Annotated in this window: 13 protein-coding genes and 5 pseudogenes; 8 read left to right on the top strand and 10 right to left on the bottom strand. The window is 75.1% G+C overall.

Annotated features, from left to right (window positions below):
• Positions 1-75: 75 nt before the first annotated feature.
• A complete protein-coding gene (locus ACFW6P_RS12805) occupies positions 76-1638 on the top strand; it encodes an alkaline phosphatase D family protein (protein WP_386423637.1) in 1563 nt (520 codons plus the stop codon).
• 127 nt (positions 1639-1765) lie between these two features.
• Positions 1766-3019, top strand: coding sequence for a GNAT family N-acetyltransferase (locus ACFW6P_RS12800; protein ID WP_386355952.1), 1254 nt, complete (start codon positions 1766-1768; stop codon positions 3017-3019).
• A 9-nt stretch (positions 3020-3028) separates the two neighbouring features.
• Here ACFW6P_RS12800 and ACFW6P_RS12795 read toward each other — a convergent pair whose 3' ends face one another.
• The gene (locus ACFW6P_RS12795; RefSeq protein WP_386423670.1) at positions 3029-4240 is read right to left on the bottom strand and encodes a trans-sulfuration enzyme family protein; all 1212 of its coding nucleotides are present in this window, start codon (positions 4238-4240) and stop codon (positions 3029-3031) included.
• 67 nt (positions 4241-4307) lie between these two features.
• Here ACFW6P_RS12795 and ACFW6P_RS12790 point away from each other — a divergent pair, with 67 nt between their 5' ends.
• Together ACFW6P_RS12790 and ACFW6P_RS12785 are read left to right on the top strand one after the other, a co-directional pair.
• Entirely contained in the window at positions 4308-4799 is a 492-nt protein-coding gene (locus tag ACFW6P_RS12790) for an Lrp/AsnC family transcriptional regulator (RefSeq protein WP_386355954.1), read from the top strand.
• Positions 4800-4830: 31 nt separating this feature from the next.
• A complete protein-coding gene (locus ACFW6P_RS12785) occupies positions 4831-6522 on the top strand; it encodes a DUF885 domain-containing protein (protein ID WP_386355957.1) in 1692 nt (563 codons plus the stop codon).
• A 94-nt stretch (positions 6523-6616) separates the two neighbouring features.
• Here ACFW6P_RS12785 and ACFW6P_RS12780 read toward each other — a convergent pair whose 3' ends face one another.
• On the bottom strand, positions 6617-7135 hold the full coding sequence (locus ACFW6P_RS12780) for an immunity 21 family protein (RefSeq protein WP_386355960.1): 519 nt from the start codon (positions 7133-7135) through the stop codon (positions 6617-6619).
• 45 nt (positions 7136-7180) lie between these two features.
• A pseudogene (locus ACFW6P_RS12775) lies at positions 7181-7645 on the bottom strand (rhodanese-like domain-containing protein).
• A 94-nt stretch (positions 7646-7739) separates the two neighbouring features.
• On the opposite strand from ACFW6P_RS12775, the pseudogene ACFW6P_RS12770 reads away from it, so the two are divergent.
• A pseudogene (locus ACFW6P_RS12770) lies at positions 7740-8185 on the top strand (Lrp/AsnC family transcriptional regulator).
• Positions 8186-8197: 12 nt separating this feature from the next.
• On the opposite strand, the gene ACFW6P_RS12765 reads toward ACFW6P_RS12770, so the two are convergent.
• From ACFW6P_RS12765 to ACFW6P_RS12745, 5 genes and pseudogenes are all read right to left on the bottom strand, one after another.
• Positions 8198-11194 carry an AAA family ATPase gene (locus ACFW6P_RS12765; RefSeq protein ID WP_386355966.1) on the bottom strand — a complete coding sequence of 999 codons (2997 nt, stop codon included), beginning with the start codon at positions 11192-11194 and terminating at the stop codon, positions 8198-8200.
• A complete protein-coding gene (locus ACFW6P_RS12760) occupies positions 11191-12354 on the bottom strand; it encodes an exonuclease SbcCD subunit D (protein WP_386355969.1) in 1164 nt (387 codons plus the stop codon). Before ACFW6P_RS12760 ends, ACFW6P_RS12765 begins: the two co-directional genes overlap by 4 nt.
• A gap of 191 nt (positions 12355-12545) precedes the next feature.
• Positions 12546-13172, bottom strand: coding sequence for a YigZ family protein (locus ACFW6P_RS12755; protein WP_386355971.1), 627 nt, complete (start codon positions 13170-13172; stop codon positions 12546-12548).
• 9 nt (positions 13173-13181) lie between these two features.
• Positions 13182-13742 (bottom strand): SixA phosphatase family protein, encoded by a 561-nt coding sequence (locus ACFW6P_RS12750; RefSeq protein ID WP_386355974.1) that lies wholly within the window; start codon positions 13740-13742, stop codon positions 13182-13184.
• 653 nt (positions 13743-14395) lie between these two features.
• A pseudogene (locus ACFW6P_RS12745) lies at positions 14396-14749 on the bottom strand (hypothetical protein); the annotation flags it as partial.
• A gap of 412 nt (positions 14750-15161) precedes the next feature.
• Here ACFW6P_RS12745 and ACFW6P_RS12740 point away from each other — a divergent pair.
• Together ACFW6P_RS12740 and ACFW6P_RS12735 are read left to right on the top strand one after the other, a co-directional pair.
• On the top strand, positions 15162-15584 hold the full coding sequence (locus ACFW6P_RS12740; protein ID WP_386356123.1) for a CoA-binding protein: 423 nt from the start codon (positions 15162-15164) through the stop codon (positions 15582-15584).
• A 44-nt stretch (positions 15585-15628) separates the two neighbouring features.
• A pseudogene (locus tag ACFW6P_RS12735) lies at positions 15629-15841 on the top strand (FAD-dependent monooxygenase); the annotation flags it as partial.
• Here ACFW6P_RS12735 and ACFW6P_RS12730 read toward each other — a convergent pair.
• Positions 15828-16187 (bottom strand): ArsR/SmtB family transcription factor, encoded by a 360-nt coding sequence (locus ACFW6P_RS12730; protein ID WP_386423636.1) that lies wholly within the window; start codon positions 16185-16187, stop codon positions 15828-15830. The pseudogene ACFW6P_RS12735 and the gene ACFW6P_RS12730 sit on opposite strands and share 14 nt — an antisense overlap.
• A 61-nt stretch (positions 16188-16248) precedes the next feature.
• Between ACFW6P_RS12730 and ACFW6P_RS12725 the strand changes: the two genes are divergently transcribed.
• Positions 16249-17313, top strand: coding sequence for a cation diffusion facilitator family transporter (locus ACFW6P_RS12725; RefSeq protein WP_386355980.1), 1065 nt, complete (start codon positions 16249-16251; stop codon positions 17311-17313).
• 23 nt (positions 17314-17336) lie between these two features.
• Here ACFW6P_RS12725 and ACFW6P_RS12720 read toward each other — a convergent pair.
• Positions 17337-17890: pseudogene (locus ACFW6P_RS12720) on the bottom strand (YbaK/EbsC family protein); the annotation flags it as partial.
• Between the last annotated feature and the right edge of the window lie 13 nt (positions 17891-17903).

Here is a 17903-nt window from a genome sequence, read left to right as displayed (position 1 = left end):
TTCGTGTGGACGCTGCGGTGCGCCAGTAGGTGTGGCTCTGCACACTGGCCGGATCCCGTCCCTGGAGGCGCATCCATGTCCCACCGTTCCCTTCCCGGTCGCCGCAGCGTCCTGCGCGGCTCCCTCGCCGCGTCGGCGGCCCTGTCCCTGCCCGGCACGCTCGGCGCGGCGCCGGCCTTCGCACGGTCCGGGCGGCCGAAGGCGGGATGGGGTGTCCAGACGGGAGACGTGACCTGCGACTCCGGGCTGGTGTGGGTGCGTTCCGACCGTCCGGCCCGGATGGTCGTCGAGACGTCGGCCACCGAGTCGTTCCGCCACCCCCGCAGATGGCACGGCCCGCTGCTGGGCCCGGGCACGGACTTCACCGGCACGACCCGGCTGCGCGGACTGCCCCCGGGCGAGCAGATCCACTACCGCGTGCTGCTGTCCGACCCGGACGACCCGCGCCGCACGGGCGAGCCGGTCACCGGCACCTTCCGCACGGCGTCCGTGAAGCGCCGCGACGGGGTGCGGTTCGTCTGGTCCGGCGACCTGGCCGGCCAGGGCTGGGGCATCAACCCGGACTTCGGCGGCTACCGCATCTACGACGCGATGGCCGCGCTCGACCCGGACTTCTTCCTGTGCAGCGGCGACAACGTCTACGCAGACGGCCCGATCACCGAGACCGTGGCCCTGCCGGACGGCGGCACCTGGCGGAACATCACCACCGAGGAGAAGGCGAAGGTCGCCGAGACCCTCGCGGAGTTCCGCGGCAACTTCCGCTACAACCTGCTCGACGAGAACCTGCGCGCCTTCAACGCCCGCGTCCCCTCCCTCGTCCAGTGGGACGACCACGAGGTGACGAACAACTGGTACCCGGGCGAGATCCTCACCGACGGCCGCTACACCGAGAGGCGCGTCGACGTCCTCGCCGCCCGCGCCCGCCGGGCGTTCGCCGAGTACTTCCCGATCTCCACGCTGCGCCGCCCCGACGGCCGCGTCTACCGGGTTCAGCGGCACGGGCCGCTGCTGGACGTGTTCGTCCTGGACATGCGCACCTACCGCAACGCCAACTCCCCGGGCGACCAGCCCGCCGACGCGCAGGGCATCCTGGGCCGGGAGCAACTGGATTGGCTCAAGCGTGAGTTGTCGCGCTCGCGGGCGGTGTGGAAGGTGATCGCCTCCGACATGCCGATCGGCCTGGTCGTGCCGGACGGCCGGAACGTCGAGGCCGTCGCCCAGGGCGACCCCGGCGAACCGCTGGGCCGGGAGTTGCAGATCGCCGAGCTGCTGCGGCACATCAAGCACCGGCGCATCACCGGCACGCTGTGGCTGACCGCCGACGTGCACCACACCTCGGCGCAGCACTACGAGCCGTCGCGGGCCGCCTTCGGCGATTTCGAGCCGTTCTGGGAGTTCGTCTCGGGCCCGCTCAACGCCGGCGCCTTCCCGGCGAGCACGCTCGACGGCACCTTCGGCCCGGACCGGGTGTTCGTGAAGGCCCCGGCCGTCGCGAACGTCTCGCCGGCCGGCGGCTACCAGTTCTTCGGTGAGGTCGACATCGACGGCGGCAGCGGCGAGCTGACGGTGCGTCTGCGGGAGCAGGACGGCAGCGTGTTGTTCACGAAGGTGCTCCAGCCGGGCCGGGTGGGCCAGTAGGCCCGGCGTCCACGACAGCCACGGAGCGCAACGTTTGAAGCGTACATAAAGGGGGAAACAAGCCCCCTTTACCCGCCGGACACAGAGAATTCGCGGTCACGCAACACCGTTCCGTCACAGTGGGTGCATGACGCGAACGATGAGGCACGTGACGGACGGGAACGACGACCACGGCACCGCCGGCCCGTGGCAACGGGTGGCGGGAGCCTTCCACGCCTGGCGGAGTCGACGCCACGAACACGCGCCCCCGCCCGGCGATACCGGGTCCCCGGCACCGGAGCCGGTGCCGGGGGCGCACACGCTCTGGCAGATGCGGACGACCGTGCGGGACGAGCCGGGCTCACTGGCGGCGCTGTGCGCGGCCCTGGCCGGACAGCGGGTCGACATCCTCAGCCTCCAGACGCATCCGCTGGCCGAGGGCGCGGTGGACGAGTTCCTGCTGCGGGCCCCGGGCGAGGTGCAGGCGTGCGGCATCACCGCGGCGGTCGGGTCGGCCGGGGGCGCCGACACCTGGATCGAGCGCGCCGACGCGCACGACCTGGTGGACGCCCCGACCCGGGTGCTGGAGCTCGCCGCCCGCACCGCCCTGGACTCCGCCGAACTGCCCCTGGCGCTGCGCCGGTTGCTGGGCCGGTGCACGATCCGGTCGCGGCCCGGACCGGCGGGCGGCCAGGTCTTCGACGGCCTTCCCGTGGAGGGCGCCCTCGACGGCACGGTGCTGCGGCTGCGCGCCCCGGAGGGCGGGACGATCACCGTCGAGCGACCCCATCTGCCCTTCACGCCGACCGAGTTCGCCCGGGCCCGGGCGCTGGTGGAACTGGATGCCCGGCTCGGGCCGCGCCTGCCGCACGCCCGGGACGTGTTGACGCTCGCCGAGGGCGGCGACATCACCGTGCGGCGGGCCGACACGCGTGACCTTCCGGCGGCCAGGGCGATGCACGAGCGGTGCTCGGACCGCACGTTGCGGCTCCGCTACCACGGACCGGTCGGCGACGCCGACCGGTACCTCCACCACCTGCTGAGCCCGCGCTTCGGCCGCACCCTGGCCGTGCAGACCGCTTCCGGGCGGATCGTCGCGCTCGGTCACCTGCTGTGGGACGGGGACGAGACGGAGGTCGCGCTGCTCGTCGAGGACGCCTGGCAGCGGCGGGGTGTCGGTGCCGAACTGCTCGGGCGGCTGGCCGGGATGGCCGTCGAGGCCGGATGCGCGAGCGTGTACGCCGTGACGCAGGCGTCCAACACCGGCATGGTGGCGGCGATGCGGGGGCTGGGCCTCCCCCTCGACTACCAGGTCGAGGAGGGGACCCTGGTGATCACCGCCCGGCTCGACGAGCCCGCCGCCGGCCGGGTGCCGAGCCTGGGGAACGCCTCGGCCCCCTGAGGGCGCCGGTCAGTCGGCGATCGCGGGCTCACCGAGACGCCGCACGCGGTGGCCCGCGCCCTGGGGCCCCAGCGCCCGGTCGAGGTCGGCCCACAGGTCCTCGACGTCCTCCAGGCCCACGGACATCCGCAGGAGCCGGTCGCCCACGCCCGCTCCCCTGCGGTCCTCGGCGTCCACGATGCGGTGGCTGATCGACGCCGGGTGCTGGATGAGGGTGTCCACGCTGCCGAGGCTCACCGCCGGGGTGATCAGGCGCACCCCGGCGATGACCTCGTGCGGGTCGCCCTGGACCTCGAAGGAGACCATGGCGCCGCCGATGCGCGGGTAGTGGACGCGGGCGATCCGCGGGTCGGCGGCGAGACGTCCGGCCAGTTCGGCGGCCGTGGCGGAGGCGGCCTTGACCCGTACGGGCAGGGTGGACAGGCCGCGCAGCAGCAGGTAGCCGGCCAGCGGGTGCAGGACGCCGCCCGTGGCGAAGCGCACCAGGCGCAGACGGCCCGCGAACTCCTCGTCGCAGGCCACCACGCCCGCCAGGACGTCGCCGTGGCCGCCGAGGTACTTGGTGGCGCTGTGCAGGATCAGCCGGGCGCCCTGCTCGGCGGGACGCTGGAGGACCGGCGTGGCGAACGTGTTGTCGACGAGCAGCGGGACGGAGCCGCAGGAGTGGACCACGGCCCGCAGGTCGACCTCGGCGAGCGTGGGGTTGGCCGGGGACTCGACCATGACGAGGCCGGTGTCCGGGCGCAGTGCGTCGGCGACGCCGGCCGGGTCGGTCCAGGTCACCTCCGAGCCCAGCAGTCCTGCGGTGAGCAGGTGGTCGCTGCAGCCGTAGAGGGGGCGGACGGCGACGACGTGGCGCAGGCCCGTCGAGGCCCTGGCCAGGAGGACCGCGCTCAGCGCGGCCATGCCGCTGGCGAAGGCGACCGCCGCCTCGGTGCCCTCCAGGCGGGCCAGGGCGGTCTCGAAGCGGGCGACGGTCGGGTTGCCCAGCCGTCCGTACACGGGCGGGCCGTCCGGCTCCGCGCCGGTGGCGGCGAACGCGTCGATGCGGGCGGCCTCGTCGCGGCTGTCGTACGAGGGGTAGGTGGTGGACAGGTCGATCGGCGGGGCGTGCAGCCCCAGCCGGGCGAGATCGTCCCGCCCGGCGTGCACGGCCTCGGTGGCCAGTGCTCGCGCGGTGGTGCGTACGTCGTCGTGGGCGCCCGGGCGCGCTGTGTCCATGTCCATGGCAGGACAGAGTGAACATCGGCCGGGGTGCCGTGGGTGCCCGCCGTGCTACGTTCGGCCGATGGCTGAAAGTGTCGTACTGGATCCGGTCGATCTGCATCTGCTGCGGTTGCTGCAGAACGACGCACGGGCGACGTACCGGGATCTCGCCGCCCAGGTCGGGGTGGCTCCGTCGACCTGTCTCGACCGGGTGGCCCGGCTGCGCCGCTCGGGCGTGATCCTCGGGCACCGGCTGGAGCTGGACCCGGCGAGGCTGGGGCGAGGGCTTCAGGCGCTGCTGTCGGTGCAGGTCAGGCCGCACCGGCGGGAGCTGGTGGGGCCGTTCGTGGAGCGGATCCGGGCGATGCCGGAGTCGCGGACGGTGTTCCACCTGACCGGGCCGGACGACTACCTGGTCCATGTCGCGGTCGCCGACATGGCCGACCTCCAGCGGCTGGTGCTGGACGAGTTCACCTCGCGCCGGGAGGTGGCGCGGGTGGAGACCCGGCTTATCTTCCAGCAGTGGGAGTGCGGGCCGCTGCTGCCGCCTTCGCCCTCGGCTCAATCCGCGTGACGTGCGCGGTCCGCCGTACGAGGATGGCCGCATGTCTGACACCAGGAGCCCGCTGCCCCGTGAGGTCGCCGACACCCATGTCGACGAGCTCGTCGCCCTCGACCCGATCACCGGTACCTTCCTCGGCGTGCGGGAGAGTTCGAGCAGGCTGCCCGACACGTCGCCCGAGGGCCAGGAGGCGCTCGCGGAGCTGGCGCGGCGGACGCTGGCCCGGCTGGACGAGGCCGAGCGGCAGCCCGGCGCGGACCGCGCCGTCGAACGGCGCTGCGCCCGGCTGCTGCGCGAGCGTCTCACCGCCGATCTGGCCGTGCACGAGGCCGACGAGAGCCTGCGCTCCGTCAGCAACCTGAGCTCCGTCGCGCACGCGGTGCGGCAGGTGTTCACCGTGACACCCGCGCAGACCGAGGAGGACTGGGCGGCGATCGCCGAGCGGCTGCGGCAGGTCCCGGCCGCGCTCGAGGGCTACCGCGCGAGTCTGGCGCTCGGCCTCGAACGGAAGCTGTACGCGGGGCCCCGCGCCACGGCGACGTTCACGGAGCAGTTGGGCGAGTGGGCGGACGCCGACGGCGAGGGACGCGGCTGGTTCGAGGTCTTCGCGGCGTCGGGCCCCGAGTCCCTGCGGCCGGAGCTGGACGCCGCGGCCCGTGCGGCCGGCGAGGCCGTGGTGCGGCTGCGCGACTGGATGGGGGACGTGTACGCGCCGGCGGTCGAAGGCGCCCCGGACGTGGTGGGCCGGGAGCGGTACGCCCGCTGGGTGCGGTACTTCAACGGCACGGACCTCGACCTGGACGAGGCGTACGCCTACGGCTGGTCCGAGTACCACCGCCTGCTCGGCGAGATGCGGACCGCGGCCGAGAAGATCCTGCCGGGCGCGGCCACTCCGTGGGCGGCGCTGGCGCACCTCGACGAGCACGGGACGCACATCGAGGGCGTCGACGAGGTCCGCGACTGGCTGCAGGGCCTGATGGACGAGGCGATCGACGCCCTCGACGGCACCCACTTCGACCTGGCCGAGCGGGTGCGCCGGGTGGAGTCGCGCATCGCCCCTCCGGGCAGCGCCGCGGCGCCCTACTACACGCCGCCGTCGGACGACTTCTCCCGCCCGGGCTGCACCTGGCTGCCCACCATGGGCACGGACCGCTTCCCGGTCTACGACCTGGTGTCGACCTGGTACCACGAGGGCGTGCCCGGCCACCACCTCCAGCTGGCCCAGTGGAAGCACGTGGCGCGGGACCTCTCCCGCTACCAGGCGAGCGTCGGCATGGTGAGCGCCAACGCCGAGGGCTGGGCGCTGTACGCGGAGCGGCTGATGGACGAGCTGGGCTTCCTGACGGACGCCGAGCGCCGGCTCGGCTATCTGGACGCGCAGATGATGCGGGCCGTGCGCGTCATCATCGACATCGGCATGCACCTGGAGCTGACGATCCCGGACGACTCGCCCTTCCACCCGGGCGAGCGCTGGACGCCGGAGCTGGCGCAGGAGTTCTTCGGCGCGCACAGCAGCCGCCCCGCGGACTTCGTGGAGAGCGAGCTGACCCGCTACCTGTCCATGCCGGGGCAGGCCATCGGCTACAAGCTCGGCGAGCGGGCCTGGCTGCTGGGCCGGGAGAACGCCCGCAAGCGGCACGGGGACGCCTTCGACCCGAAGGCATGGCACATGGCGGCGCTGTCGCAGGGGTCCCTGGGCCTGGACGACCTGGTGGACGAGCTGTCGCGGCTGTAGCCGTCGCGCCGGCTCCCGGGGCCCTGGTCGCCGGGCGGGTGCGGATCCGTCCCGGCCGGTCGCGCGGTTCCCCGCACCCCTGGAGGGGCGTGCTTCAGCGCGGCGACAGGCGGTGGAGCCGGACGAGGTCCAGCCAGGTCTCCGGGCCCGGCCGGACCCGCGCCGCGCTGACGGCGTAGGTGCCGGGTTCCAGGTCGACCCGGACCTGGTCGGATCCGGCGAGGCCCGTCCCGGGCCAGGCCGCGTCGAAGAGACGGACGGGCCCGGGCACCGACCAGGTCAGCTCCGGCCCCCACTCGGCCGAGGCGGCCGCCGGGGCGACGCTCGCCAGCACGTCCTCCTCGGAGTCGGCCGCGCACCAGCGGACGAGCAGGCCGTGCCCGGGCAGGTACGCCGTCGCGGCCGGGTCGTCGCCCAGGACGAGGGCGGTGGCGTCGCCGACGGGCAGGAGCCCGGCCTGTCCGTCCACCTCGCAGGCCCGGTCGTAGTCCGAGGCCGTCTCCTCGCCGTCGGCGCCCGCCCAGAACGGCAGGACGGTCTCGGGTACCGCTATCAGCGGCCCGCCGCCCGACTCCACCCATTCCACGACGCCCGGATCCGCGTATCGCACCATGGCGCAAGAACCTACAGGGTCAACTCGCCGCGGCGGACGAGGGGTTCAGCAGCCGCAGGCGCCGGCGCCCACCGGGGCCGTCAGCGGGTCCGCAGCGCGGCGCCCGCGCCCCTGCCGGGTCTAGGCCCTCGCGCACCCCGTACTCGAAGCCGCCGAGCATCTCCTTGACCCGGTAGCCGAGTTCGGCGAGGGCGAGGGCCGCGCGGGCCGCACCGTCGCAGCCGGGTCCCCAGCAGTACGTCACGACCGGCACCGCCCGGTCCAGTAGCCGCCCGGCCTGCCCGGCCACGAGCGCGGTCGGCAGGTGGAGCGCACCGGGGACGTGCCCCTGCTCCCAGGCCTCGGCGGAGCGGGAGTCGACCAGGACGAAGCCGGGGTCGCCGCCGGCGGCGAGGGCGGCGGCCACGTCGGACACGTCGGTGTGGAAGGCGAGCCCGGCACGGAAGTGGGCGGCGGCCTCGGCCGGAGCGGCGGGGGCGAGGGCAGAACGGGATTCACGGTGGTGGTCATGCACCAGAAACTGTGTCCGTCCGGCCGGTCCCTGAAGGAGCGATCACCGGCTCACGGCTTGATCAGCCGGGGATCTCCCAGCTATCCCTCGCTGATGACCGCGTATTCCCCGGACGCCACCGACCGGCGCATCCTCGACGTCCTCCGGCGGGAGGGACGGGCCAGTTTCGCCGAGCTGGCCCGGGCCGTGTCCATGTCCGCGAGCGCGGTCACCGAGCGGGTGCGGCGCATGGAGGAGGCGGGGGTCAGCCGGGGGTACGCGGCGGTAGTGGACCCCGAGCGGTTGGGGCTGCCGATCCTGGCGTTCGTGCGCCTGAGGTATCCGACCGGCAACTACAAGCCCTTCCACGACCTCGTCGCGGTGACGCCAGAGATCCTGGAGGCGCACCACGTCACGGGCGACGACTGCTTCGTCATCAAGGTGACGGCCCGTTCGATGCGGCACCTGGAGGAGGTGTCCGGGAGGATCGGGGCCCTGGGCTCGGTCACCAGGAGCGTCGTGTACTCCTCGCCCTCCCCCGCAGGCCGATGGGCCGCTGAGCCGGTCCGGCCTCAGCGGACGCCGCGCTGCCGCAGCGCCGACCCGGACCTGCCCTTGACGACCTCCAGCTGGGCGTGGACGCGCCGCCGCAGGTCGGCCACGTGGCTGACGATACCGACGCTGCGGTCGCGTTCCCGCAGGGAGTCGAGGACGTCGAGGACCTCGTCGAGGGTCTGGTCGTCGAGGCTGCCGAAGCCCTCGTCGATGAACAGGGTGTCCAGCCGCACACCGCCCGCCTCGTCCGTGACCACGTCGGCGAGGCCGAGGGCGAGGGCGAGCGAGGCGAAGAACGTCTCCCCGCCCGAGAGCGTCGCGGTGTCGCGTTCGCGGCCGGTCCAGGCGTCGACGACATGCAGTCCGAGGCCGCTGCGGCCGCGTCCGGTGCGGTCGTCGGAGTGGACCAGGGTGTAGCGGCCGGACGACATCCGCCGCAGCCGTACGGTCGCGGCGGCGGCGACCTGTTCCAGCCGGGCCGCCAGCACGTACGACTCCAGGCGCATCCGGCGTTCGTTGTCCGCCGAGGTGCCCGAGGTGAGGCCGGCCATGCGGGCGACCCGGCCGTACTCCTCACGCAGCGGGCCCAGCCGGCGCACGGAGGCGGCGGCCCGGGCGGACAGCCGGTCGAGTTCCGCGCACCGCCGCACGGCGGCGTCGTGCGCGGAGGCCGCGTCACGCAGACGGCGGGTGGCGTCGTCGGCCGTCTGCTGGGCCGTCGTGACGTCGGCGGGCCGCCGCGCGGCCGCAGCGGAGGCGTCGGCCTCGGCGAGCACCGCGCGGACGGCGGCCTCCTCGTGCTGCCAGGCGTCCAGCCGCCGTTGCAGCTCGCGGTGGGCTGGGGAGTCGAGGAGGGCGTCCGCCGCGGCCTGCGGGGTGTCGAAGCCGGCGCGGAAGGCGGCGTCGGCGAGCCGGGCGTCGGCGTCCTTGAGGCGCCGGGCGGTGTCCTCGGCGGCCCGGGCGGCGTCGGCGGCGTCCGTGAGCAGGGCGGCCCGCCGCTCCAGCTGCGCGGCCCGCGCGGCGACGCTGTCCAGCTCGCCCCGTGCCCGCTCCAGCTCCTCCTGCAGAGCGGCCCGTTCGCGGTCCAGGCGTTCGCGGTGGCCGACCCGCGATGCGGCCCGGACGGCGGCCTCCTGCCGGGCGGCGACACGCCGTTCGTGCTCGTGCCCGGCCTGCCGCAGCCGCTCCTGCGCGGCGTGCAGCCCGGCGGCGGCGGCGCGGGCGTGCGCGTACCTCTCCTCAAGTTCCGCCGCCTCGCGCTCCAGCAGGGCGGTGGGGGCGTCACCGGCCTCGGCGGTGGCGGCGGCCAGCGCCTCCCGTACGACACCGAGGCGCCGCTCGTGCTCGGCGCGCCGCTCGTCGGCGCGCTGGACGGCGGCCAGGGCCCGCTCCTCCGCCTCGCGGTCGACGTGCCCGGCGACCTTGCGGGCGGGGGCGGGGTGTTCGGTCGCTCCGCAGACGGCGCAGGGCTCGCCGGCGGTGAGGTGCGCGGCCAGCTCGGCGGCGATGCCGGTCAGGCGCTGCTCCTTGAGGTCGAGCCAACGCTGTCGGGCCCGCAGCGTCTCCTCCCGCGCGGCGCGGACCTGCTCGACGGCCTCGTCGGTGTCCTCGTCGAGCCCGTCACGCAGCCGCGCGGCCCGCAGGCGCTGCCCTGCGGGCTCGCGCCGGACCGCGAGCTGCTCGGCGAGGGAGGCGGCCTGCTGCGCGGAGTCCACCCGGGCCTGGAGGCCGGCGCGGGTCTCCTCCCAGTCGTCGAGCCAGGACTCCGCCTCCTGGAGGAGGTCGGCGTCGGCACGCTCCTGCCGGTCGAGTCCGGCGCGTTCGTCGAGGAGTTCGGCCAGGCGGCGCTCGGCGCGGCGGGCCGCGTCCAGCCCGCCCAGCTCCTCGGCGGCGCGGCGGGCTGCGGTGGCGAGTCCGGCGGCGCCCGCGTCGGCGAAGCCCTCGGGCAGCAGGGCGCGGGCGCGGCTCTCGGCGGCGGTGGCACGGCGGTGTTCGGCGTCGGCGGACTCGCGCAGCTCCAGGGCGGGTGCGACGGCTTCGGCCTTGCGGGAGCGCTCCATGAGCGCCTGCGCCTCCCGGTACGCCTCGGCTCCCTGTTCCAGACGCGCCGCCCGTTCCCGCGCCTCCGCGTACCGCCGCTGGAGCCGGGCGAGTTCGCGCACCTCGTCCAGGGCGCGGCCCGCCGCGGCCTGCGCGGACTCGGCGGCGGCGAGGCGGCGCTCGGCGACCGTGAGCTGTTCCCGGGCGGTGCTGCGGGCCACGGCGGCGGCGGCGAGTACGGCCTCGGCGAGCCCGGGTTCGCCCGGTGCCAGGCCGGGCAGCTCCATGGCGTCGCCCGCGGCCTGCTGCATGCGGTGGGCGTCGGCGAGCAGCTCGGCGTCGCCGTCGCGGACCCGGGCCTCGGTGGCGCGGCGGCGCTCGGCGAGGCGCTTCTCGACGTCGGCGAAGCGGCGGGTGTCGAACAGGCGGCCCAGCAGCTTGCCGCGGGCCTCGGCGTCGGCGCGCAGGAACCGGGCGAAGTCGCCCTGCGGCAGCAGGACGACCTGGCAGAACTGCTCCCGGCTCATGCCGAGCAGCTGGGTGATCTCCTCGCCGATCTCCTGGTGGGAGCGGCTGAGGTCCTTCCAGGTACCGGCCCCGGTGTCGTACGCGCGCAGCCAGGTCCGGGCCTTGTCGAGGGTCGTGCCGGTGCCGCGTTTCTTGGGGCGTTCCCAGGGCGGCTGGCGGGTGACCTCCAGGCGGCGTCCCGCGACGGTCAGTTCGAGGGAGACCTCGGTGCGGACCTCGGGGGCGGCGTGGTCGCTGCGCAGGGCCGTGCCCTGGCCACCGCCCTGCCGGGCGCCGGGGACCGAGCCGTAGAGGGCGTAGCACACGGCGTCGAGGACGGAGGTCTTGCCCGCGCCGGTGGGTCCGTGCAGGAGGAACAGCCCGGCCGCCGACAGGTCGTCGAAGTCGACGCTCTGGGTGCCGCCGAAGGGCCCGAAGGCGGTGATCGCGAGCCGGTGGAGCCTCACCGGGCCACCTCCCGCAGGGTCTCGTCGGCCCGCACGGCGTCGAACGCGTCGCGCAGCACGCCCTGTTCGTGTGCGTCGGGTCCGGTGCCGCGCACATGGGCGACGAAGTCCTCGGCGATCTGCTGGTCGCTGCGTCCGGCGAGGCGCCGGGCGTAGGAGAGCTCGGTCTCCTCGTGGTCCCGGTCGGGGTCGAGGACCAGGCTGAGCGTGTGCGGGAAGCGCTCGGCGATCCGGGCCATCGGATCGGCCGGGCGGACCGGGTCGGTGAGGGTCGCCTCGACCCACGCCTCCTCGTGCCCGGCCAGTCCGGGGTCGGCGAGCAGTTCCTCCAGCGTGCCCCGGATCCGGGCCAGGGGGCGCGGCACCGGGCAGTCGACGCGTTCGGCGGCCACTGTGCCGTCGGCGGCCAGGTCGACGAGCCACATGCTCTTGCGGTGGGCGGCCTCGGAGAAGGAGTAGGGCAACGGGGAGCCGGAGTAGCGGACGCGGTCGGCGAGGGTCTGGCAGCCGTGCAGGTGCCCGAGCGCCACGTAGTCGACGCCGTCGAAGACGCCGGCCGGCACGGCGGCGACACCGCCGACGGTGATGTCGCGTTCGCTGTCGCTGGGTTCGCCGCCGGTGACGAACGCGTGCGCGAGGACGACGGAGCGGGTGCCGGCGGGGCGGGTCGCGAGGTCCGCGCGGACCCGGTCCATGGCAGCGCCGAGCACGACCTCGTGACCGGCCTTCTCCACCCCGAACTCGTCTTTCACCAGGGCCGGTTCGAGGTAGGGCAGCCCGTAGAAGGCGACGTCGCCGTGGGCGTCGGCCAGCACGACCGGGGTGCCGGCCGCCGACGGCTCGGTGCGCAGGTGGATGCCGGCCCGGCCGATCAGCCCGGCGCCGACGCCGAGCCGGCGGGCCGAGTCGTGGTTCCCGGAGATCATCACCGTCGGCACGGCGAGGTCCGCGAGGCGGTGCAGGGCGTCATCGAACAGCTCGACCGCGGCGAGCGGCGGCACGGCACGGTCGTACACGTCTCCCGACACGACCACGGCGTCCACGTCCCGCTCCCGTACGGTCGTGACGAGATGGCCGATGAACTCGGCCTGGGCCCCGAGCATGTTCACCCGGTGAAAGGCCCGGCCCAGATGCCAGTCGGACGTGTGCAGCAGCCTCAAGACCCCGCCCCGACCCGCATGTCTCCCCCTACTGCCACTCCACGGCCCGCTGTCAGCACCCACCACGCTAACCCGTACGGGCACCCGGTCCCTCACGAACCTCGGCATCCACGCCCATCGGACGCCATATCAACGCACATGTCCGCTTGTGCGCGGTGGGCCAGATCACAGCGCGCGTGGACGAGCCGGCGTCAGGCGTCGCCCCAGGCCTCCCCGCCCAGGGCGAAACCGGCCGTTCCGGCGGTCGCGTCGGCCAGCCAGGAGCGGAAGGCGTCCACGTCGGCGTCCGGCAGCGCGATCTCGAGGGTGACCGCCTCGCCGTAGCGCACGTCCCACACCTCGCGCCCGCCGGTCCGCAGGTCGTTCTGCAGCCTTCCGGCCCGCTGGTGGTCGACGGTGACGGTCGCGAGCCGGAACCTGCGGCGGGCGCGCGTGCCGAGGGTGTCCAGGGCCTCGCCGACAGCTCCTCCGTAGGCCCGGATGAGCCCGCCCGCGCCGAGCTTGACCCCGCCGAAGTAGCGGGTGACGACGGCGACGACGTACCGCGTGTCCCGGCGCAGCAGCATCTGCAGCATGGGGACGCCCGCGGTGCCGCCGGGTTCGCCGTCGTCGCTCGCCTTCTGGACGGAGGCGTCGGCGCCGATGACGTAGGCCCAGCAGGTGTGGTTCGCGTCGGCGTGCCGCCTGCGGACCGAGGCGATGAACTCCTGGGCCTCCTGCTCGGTGGCCGCCGGGGCGAGGGCGCACAGGAAGCGGGAGCGGTTGACCTCGGTCTCGTGCACGCCCGCTTGGGCGACCGTGCGGTATTCGTCCTGCATCCGGCCAGCCTATGCGTGGCGGCGGTGCTCCTTCTCGACACCCCGGGGCACGGTCACGGACGTGAGCAGCGCGGTGCCCGGGCCGAGGGCCTGCCAGCTCGTGCCGTGCCAGGACAGGACGGCGACGGCCGAGGTGGGGAACTTCGTGCGGACCCGCTCCACCGTGTCGTCCAGGCCCTCGCCCGCCAGCGCGAGGACCAGGTCCTCCAGGCCGGGGTTGTGCCCGATGAGCAACAGCGTCTCCACCTCGGGCGGCGTCTCGCGCACGACGCCGAGCAGTCCCGAGGGACCTGCGGCGTAGAGGCGCCGGTCGTGGCGGACCGGCGGGGGCGTGCCCCACTGGGCGGCGGCCAGGTCCCAGGTCCGGCGGGCGCGCAGGGCGGTGGAGCACAGGGCGAGGTCCGGGAGACAGTCGGCCTCGGCCAGGGCTCGCCCGGCGGCGGGAGCGTCGCGCCGGCCGCGCGGCGCGAGCGGGCGTTCGTGGTCGGCGACGTCCACGGGCCAGGCGGCTTTGGCGTGCCGCAGCACGACCAGGCGGCGCGGCGGGCCCGTTGCGGTGCGGTGCGTCATGGCGGGGATCCCAGGTCGGCGGCGAGGTCGAGGCCGAGGAGCCGGTCGGCGTAGACGTAGGTCTCGAAGCGGGCGCCGTCCGGCACCGCCGGTTCGTTCTCCACATGGTGCAGGACGTCCAGCACCCGCGGCACGTCCAGGTCGTCCTCCCAGGCCCCGCGCAGCCGCCCGCGCACGTCGTCCGGAACCGGTCGCGAGGGGCTGCGGGCCCAGTGTGCGACGGCCGCGCGCCAGCGGGCGAGGGTGGCGCGGGCCTCGTCGAGACCGGCCGCCTCCAGCGTGGCCGCTTCCCTGTGGTGGCGGGAGAGCAGGGCGAGACGCAGGACGGCGGGGTCGGTGCCGGCCGGCACCTCCGCGAGCAGACCGTCCACCGCACGCGACTCCTCCGGGCGGAGGCGCGGGGCGGCCCACTCGCCCGGGCGGGCATCCGCCCCCGCGGCCGGCTCCGCCGGACGGGCCGCTGCCGGCTCCTCTGGACGGGCGCCCTTCGCGCGCGGCCCCGACGGCCGAGCACTCGCCTCCGCCGGCCCTTCTGCCCGGGCGTTTGATGCCTCCCGCTCCGCCGACGGGGCGTCCGGAGCACCCGGCTCGGCCGATGGGGTGAGCCCCGCGCCGGCGTTCACCGGAGCACCGGGCGTCCCGGCCCGCCCCTGGTGCACGGCCGCGACAGCGATCCGCACCCCGCCGCCCGTCGGCGTCCCCTCCGGCGCCACGTGGACGACCTGTCTCTCGCCCAGGCCCGCGCCGGCGGCGGAGGCGTCCTCGAAGGGGCGGATGCCGAGTGCCGTGGCGCCCGCCCGTAGTTCCGCCCGGCGGCCTCCGGTCAGCAGGGCCCACACCGGCGTGCCGCCGAGTTCCATGGCCCGGACGAGGACGTCCGCGACGAGCAGCACGCGCAGGTCGGTCAGGTCGGAGCCGGGCGCGTGCACCTCGACACGCGTCAGGGCCCGGCGGGCGGGGGCGGCCTCGGCCTGCTCGCCGGTACGGGCGTCGATGATGCGGAGCACGAGGCGAGCGTAGGCGGGCGGACGCGCACGCGCAGGCGGGCCGGGCCGTTCCCGGACTCCCCGGGGGAGGCTCCGTCCTCCCGGGCGCGGCATCAGGGCCCCGCCGACACGTCCACCCAGACCACACCGTCGGAGCCCGCCCTCGACCTCGCCGAGGACGACCTGTTCGGCCCGCTGGCCGTCACCGCCCTCCGCGAACAGAGGCTGGGCCGGTGGACCGACGCCGGTCCTCGGTCCGACGGCGCCGGGAACCACCCGTGGGGCCGCCCTTCGGGTCCTTCGTGCCGGATGCCCGCTCGGCCCTTCGGCCGGCTGTCACGGAGGGTGGCGGGAATCCCCTCTCATCCCGCGGGGTTGTCCGGACGACGGCTGCCGCGACGGCGGTTGGATGACGACTCTCCAGGAGGTCCCGGTGTACGGCGACGAGGCAACGGTCCGCAGGATCCTCACCGAGCTCGGCGACACATGGGCGGTGGTGGGCCTGTCGTCGAACCGGCAGCGCGCCGCGTACGGTGTCGCGGCCGTGCTGCAGCGTTTCGGCAAGCGCGTCGTGCCCGTGCACCCGAAGGCGGAGACGGTGCACGGCGAGCGGGGGTACGCGAGCCTGGCGGACGTTCCCTTCGACGTGGACGTCGTGGACGTGTTCGTCAACAGCGACCTCGCCGGGGCGGTCGCGGACGAGGCGGTCGCCAAGGGCGCGAAGGGCGTCTGGTTCCAGCTGGGCGTCGTCGACGAGGCGGCGTACGAGCGCACCCGCGCGGCTGGCCTGGAGATGGTGATGGACCGCTGCCCGGCCATCGAGATCCCGCGGCTCCCCCGCCACGGCGACCGGTAGCGGGCACTGCTCCCGCGCTCTCCCGCCGCCTTCATGATGAGCGCATGACCCACGCCCACGCGTCCGGCAACTCCCCTGCTCCGCAGCGTTTTCCGGTTGTCGTGGTGGGCGCCGGGCCCGCCGGTCTGACGGTCGGCAACATCCTGCGGGCCGCCTCGGTGGACTGCCTGGTGCTGGAGGCCGAGACCCGCGAGTTCGTCGAACGGCGGCCCCGGGCCGGGGTCGTGGAGGAGTGGGCCGTGCTCAGTCGTGCGGGGGACGGTCGCTGAGCCGGTGGTCCGCCACGTTCAGCGCCTCGTCCAGGAGCCGGCGCAGATGGCCGTCGCGCAGTGAGTACACCACCCGGCGCCCCTCCTTGCGGGTGTCCACCAGGCCCGCGAGACGCAGGCGCGCCAGGTGCTGGCTGACGGCGGGCCGCGCCGCCCCGCACACCTCCGTCAGCGTCGTGACGTCGGCCTCGTTCGCGGTCAGCGCGTGCAGCAGGGCGAGCCGTGTCCGGTCCCCCAGCAGGGCGAGCAGCTCCGCGGCGAGCGCGAACTGCTCCTCGCCGGGACTGCGCGGGTGCACATCGTGCGCAGATGACAGGTGCATGCGTGCGCTCATACGCACATAATGGTGCCAGGGCGCGGGTACGTCCACTCCCGCGCGCAGGAAGGGGACTCACGTGAGCCAGGAGCACGAGCACACCCACCGCCACCGCCATTCTCACCGGCACCCGCACGGGGGCGGGCACGGTACTCCCCGCGGGCCGCGCCACCGGCTGGCCCATCTGTTCACCCCGCACTCCCACGACACGGCCGACCGGGTCGACTCGGCCCTGGAGTCCTCGACCCGCGGGATGCGCGCACTGTGGGTCTCGCTCGCGGTGCTGGGGGTGACGGCGCTGGCGCAGGCGCTCGTGGTGGCCGTCTCCGGCTCGGTGGCGCTGCTCGGGGACACGGTCCACAACACCGCGGACGCGCTGACCGCGGTGCCGCTGGGCATCGCCTTCGTCCTGGGGCGCCGGGCGGCGACACGGCGCTACACCTACGGCTACGGGCGGGCCGAGGACCTGGCGGGTCTGGTGATCGTGCTGACGATCGCCGCCTCCGCCGCCTTCGCGGGGTGGACGGCGTTCGAGCGCCTCCTCGATCCGCGCCCGGTCGAGCACGTGCCCGCGGTCGCCGTGGCCGCGCTCGTCGGTTTCGCGGGCAACGAGTGGGTGGCCCGCTACCGCATCCGCGTCGGCCGCGCGATCGGCTCGGCGGCCCTGGTCGCCGACGGGCTGCACGCCCGCACCGACGGGTACACGTCCCTGGCCGTGCTGCTGGGTGCCGGAGGCTCGGCCCTGGGCCTGCACGCGGCCGACCCGGTCGTGGGCCTGGCCATCACGGCCGCGATCCTGCTGGTCCTGCGCGACGCCGCGCGGGAGGTGTTCCGGCGGGTGCTGGACGCCGTCGACCCGGGCCTGGTGGACCGGGCCGAGCAGGCACTCACCGGGGTTCCCGGGGTCCGCGGGGTGGGAGAGCTGCGGCTGCGCTGGATCGGGCACCGGCTGCGCGCCGAGGTGGCGGTGGTGGTGGACGGCGACGTGACCGTGCGCGAGGCCCACCGCATCGCCGTCGACGCGGAGCACGCCCTGCTGCACGCGGTGCCGCGGCTGACCGCGGCCCTGGTCCACGCGGACCCGGAGCCGCTGCCCGGCGAGACCGATCCGCACCTGGCGCTGGCGCACCACGCGACGGCGTGAGGACCCGTCCACGGCCGCAGGCAGGCGACGCCGAGTCCCTCCAGCGCCACCGCGCCCGGCAGCTCCGTCAAGGCCCTGCCGGGCACCAGCAGCTTGCCGCGCCGGCGTCCGCTGCCGACGAGGACGTACGGCGGGCCGACCACGGCGGCGTCCACCAGCACGGGCCGGCCCTCCGGCAGGCCGAGCGGGGTGATGCCGCCCTGCTCCATGCCGGTCTCGCCGTCGCGGTGTCCGTCGGGGCGAACGAGGCCTTGCGGGCGCGGAGCCGGCGGCGCGCGGCGTTGTTGACGTCGACCCGGGCGAAGGACGCCACGACGCACGCCGCGAGTGTGGTCCCGCCGCCACGCTTTTGCGCGACCACCACGCAGTTGGCGGACCGCTCCAGCGGGTCCTGCCCGTAGTGCTCCACGAAGGTGGCGGTGTCGGCCCACCGCGGGTCGGTGTCCACGTGGACGAGCTGCTCGGCGGGGACGGCGCCCTTCCAGTGGCGTACGGCGTCGGCGACCGGGGCGGTGAGTTCGTCGAGGCAGTCGGGGGCCGGGCGGGCGTCGTCGAAGTGTCCGGTGGGTGCGCGCATGGCCGCACGCTGA

Origin of the sequence: Streptomyces sp. NPDC058741 (assembly GCF_042746715.1) — a bacterium.
Lineage (GTDB): Bacteria > Actinomycetota > Actinomycetes > Streptomycetales > Streptomycetaceae > Streptomyces.
This window is presented reverse-complemented; position numbering and strand designations above follow the sequence as displayed.

Coding starts and splice junctions, on each gene's coding strand:
- ACFW6P_RS12730 (WP_386423636.1), bottom strand. CDS start 16,187: ATGAGCGCACGCATGCACCTGTCATCTGCGCACGATGTGCACCCGCGC.
- ACFW6P_RS12795 (WP_386423670.1), bottom strand. CDS start 4,240: ATGGACACAGCGCGCCCGGGCGCCCACGACGACGTACGCACCACCGCG.
- ACFW6P_RS12755 (WP_386355971.1), bottom strand. CDS start 13,172: ATGCAGGACGAATACCGCACGGTCGCCCAAGCGGGCGTGCACGAGACC.
- ACFW6P_RS12790 (WP_386355954.1), top strand. CDS start 4,308: ATGGCTGAAAGTGTCGTACTGGATCCGGTCGATCTGCATCTGCTGCGG.
- ACFW6P_RS12780 (WP_386355960.1), bottom strand. CDS start 7,135: ATGGTGCGATACGCGGATCCGGGCGTCGTGGAATGGGTGGAGTCGGGC.
- ACFW6P_RS12800 (WP_386355952.1), top strand. CDS start 1,766: ATGACGCGAACGATGAGGCACGTGACGGACGGGAACGACGACCACGGC.
- ACFW6P_RS12805 (WP_386423637.1), top strand. CDS start 76: ATGTCCCACCGTTCCCTTCCCGGTCGCCGCAGCGTCCTGCGCGGCTCC.
- ACFW6P_RS12785 (WP_386355957.1), top strand. CDS start 4,831: ATGTCTGACACCAGGAGCCCGCTGCCCCGTGAGGTCGCCGACACCCAT.
- ACFW6P_RS12750 (WP_386355974.1), bottom strand. CDS start 13,742: ATGACGCACCGCACCGCAACGGGCCCGCCGCGCCGCCTGGTCGTGCTG.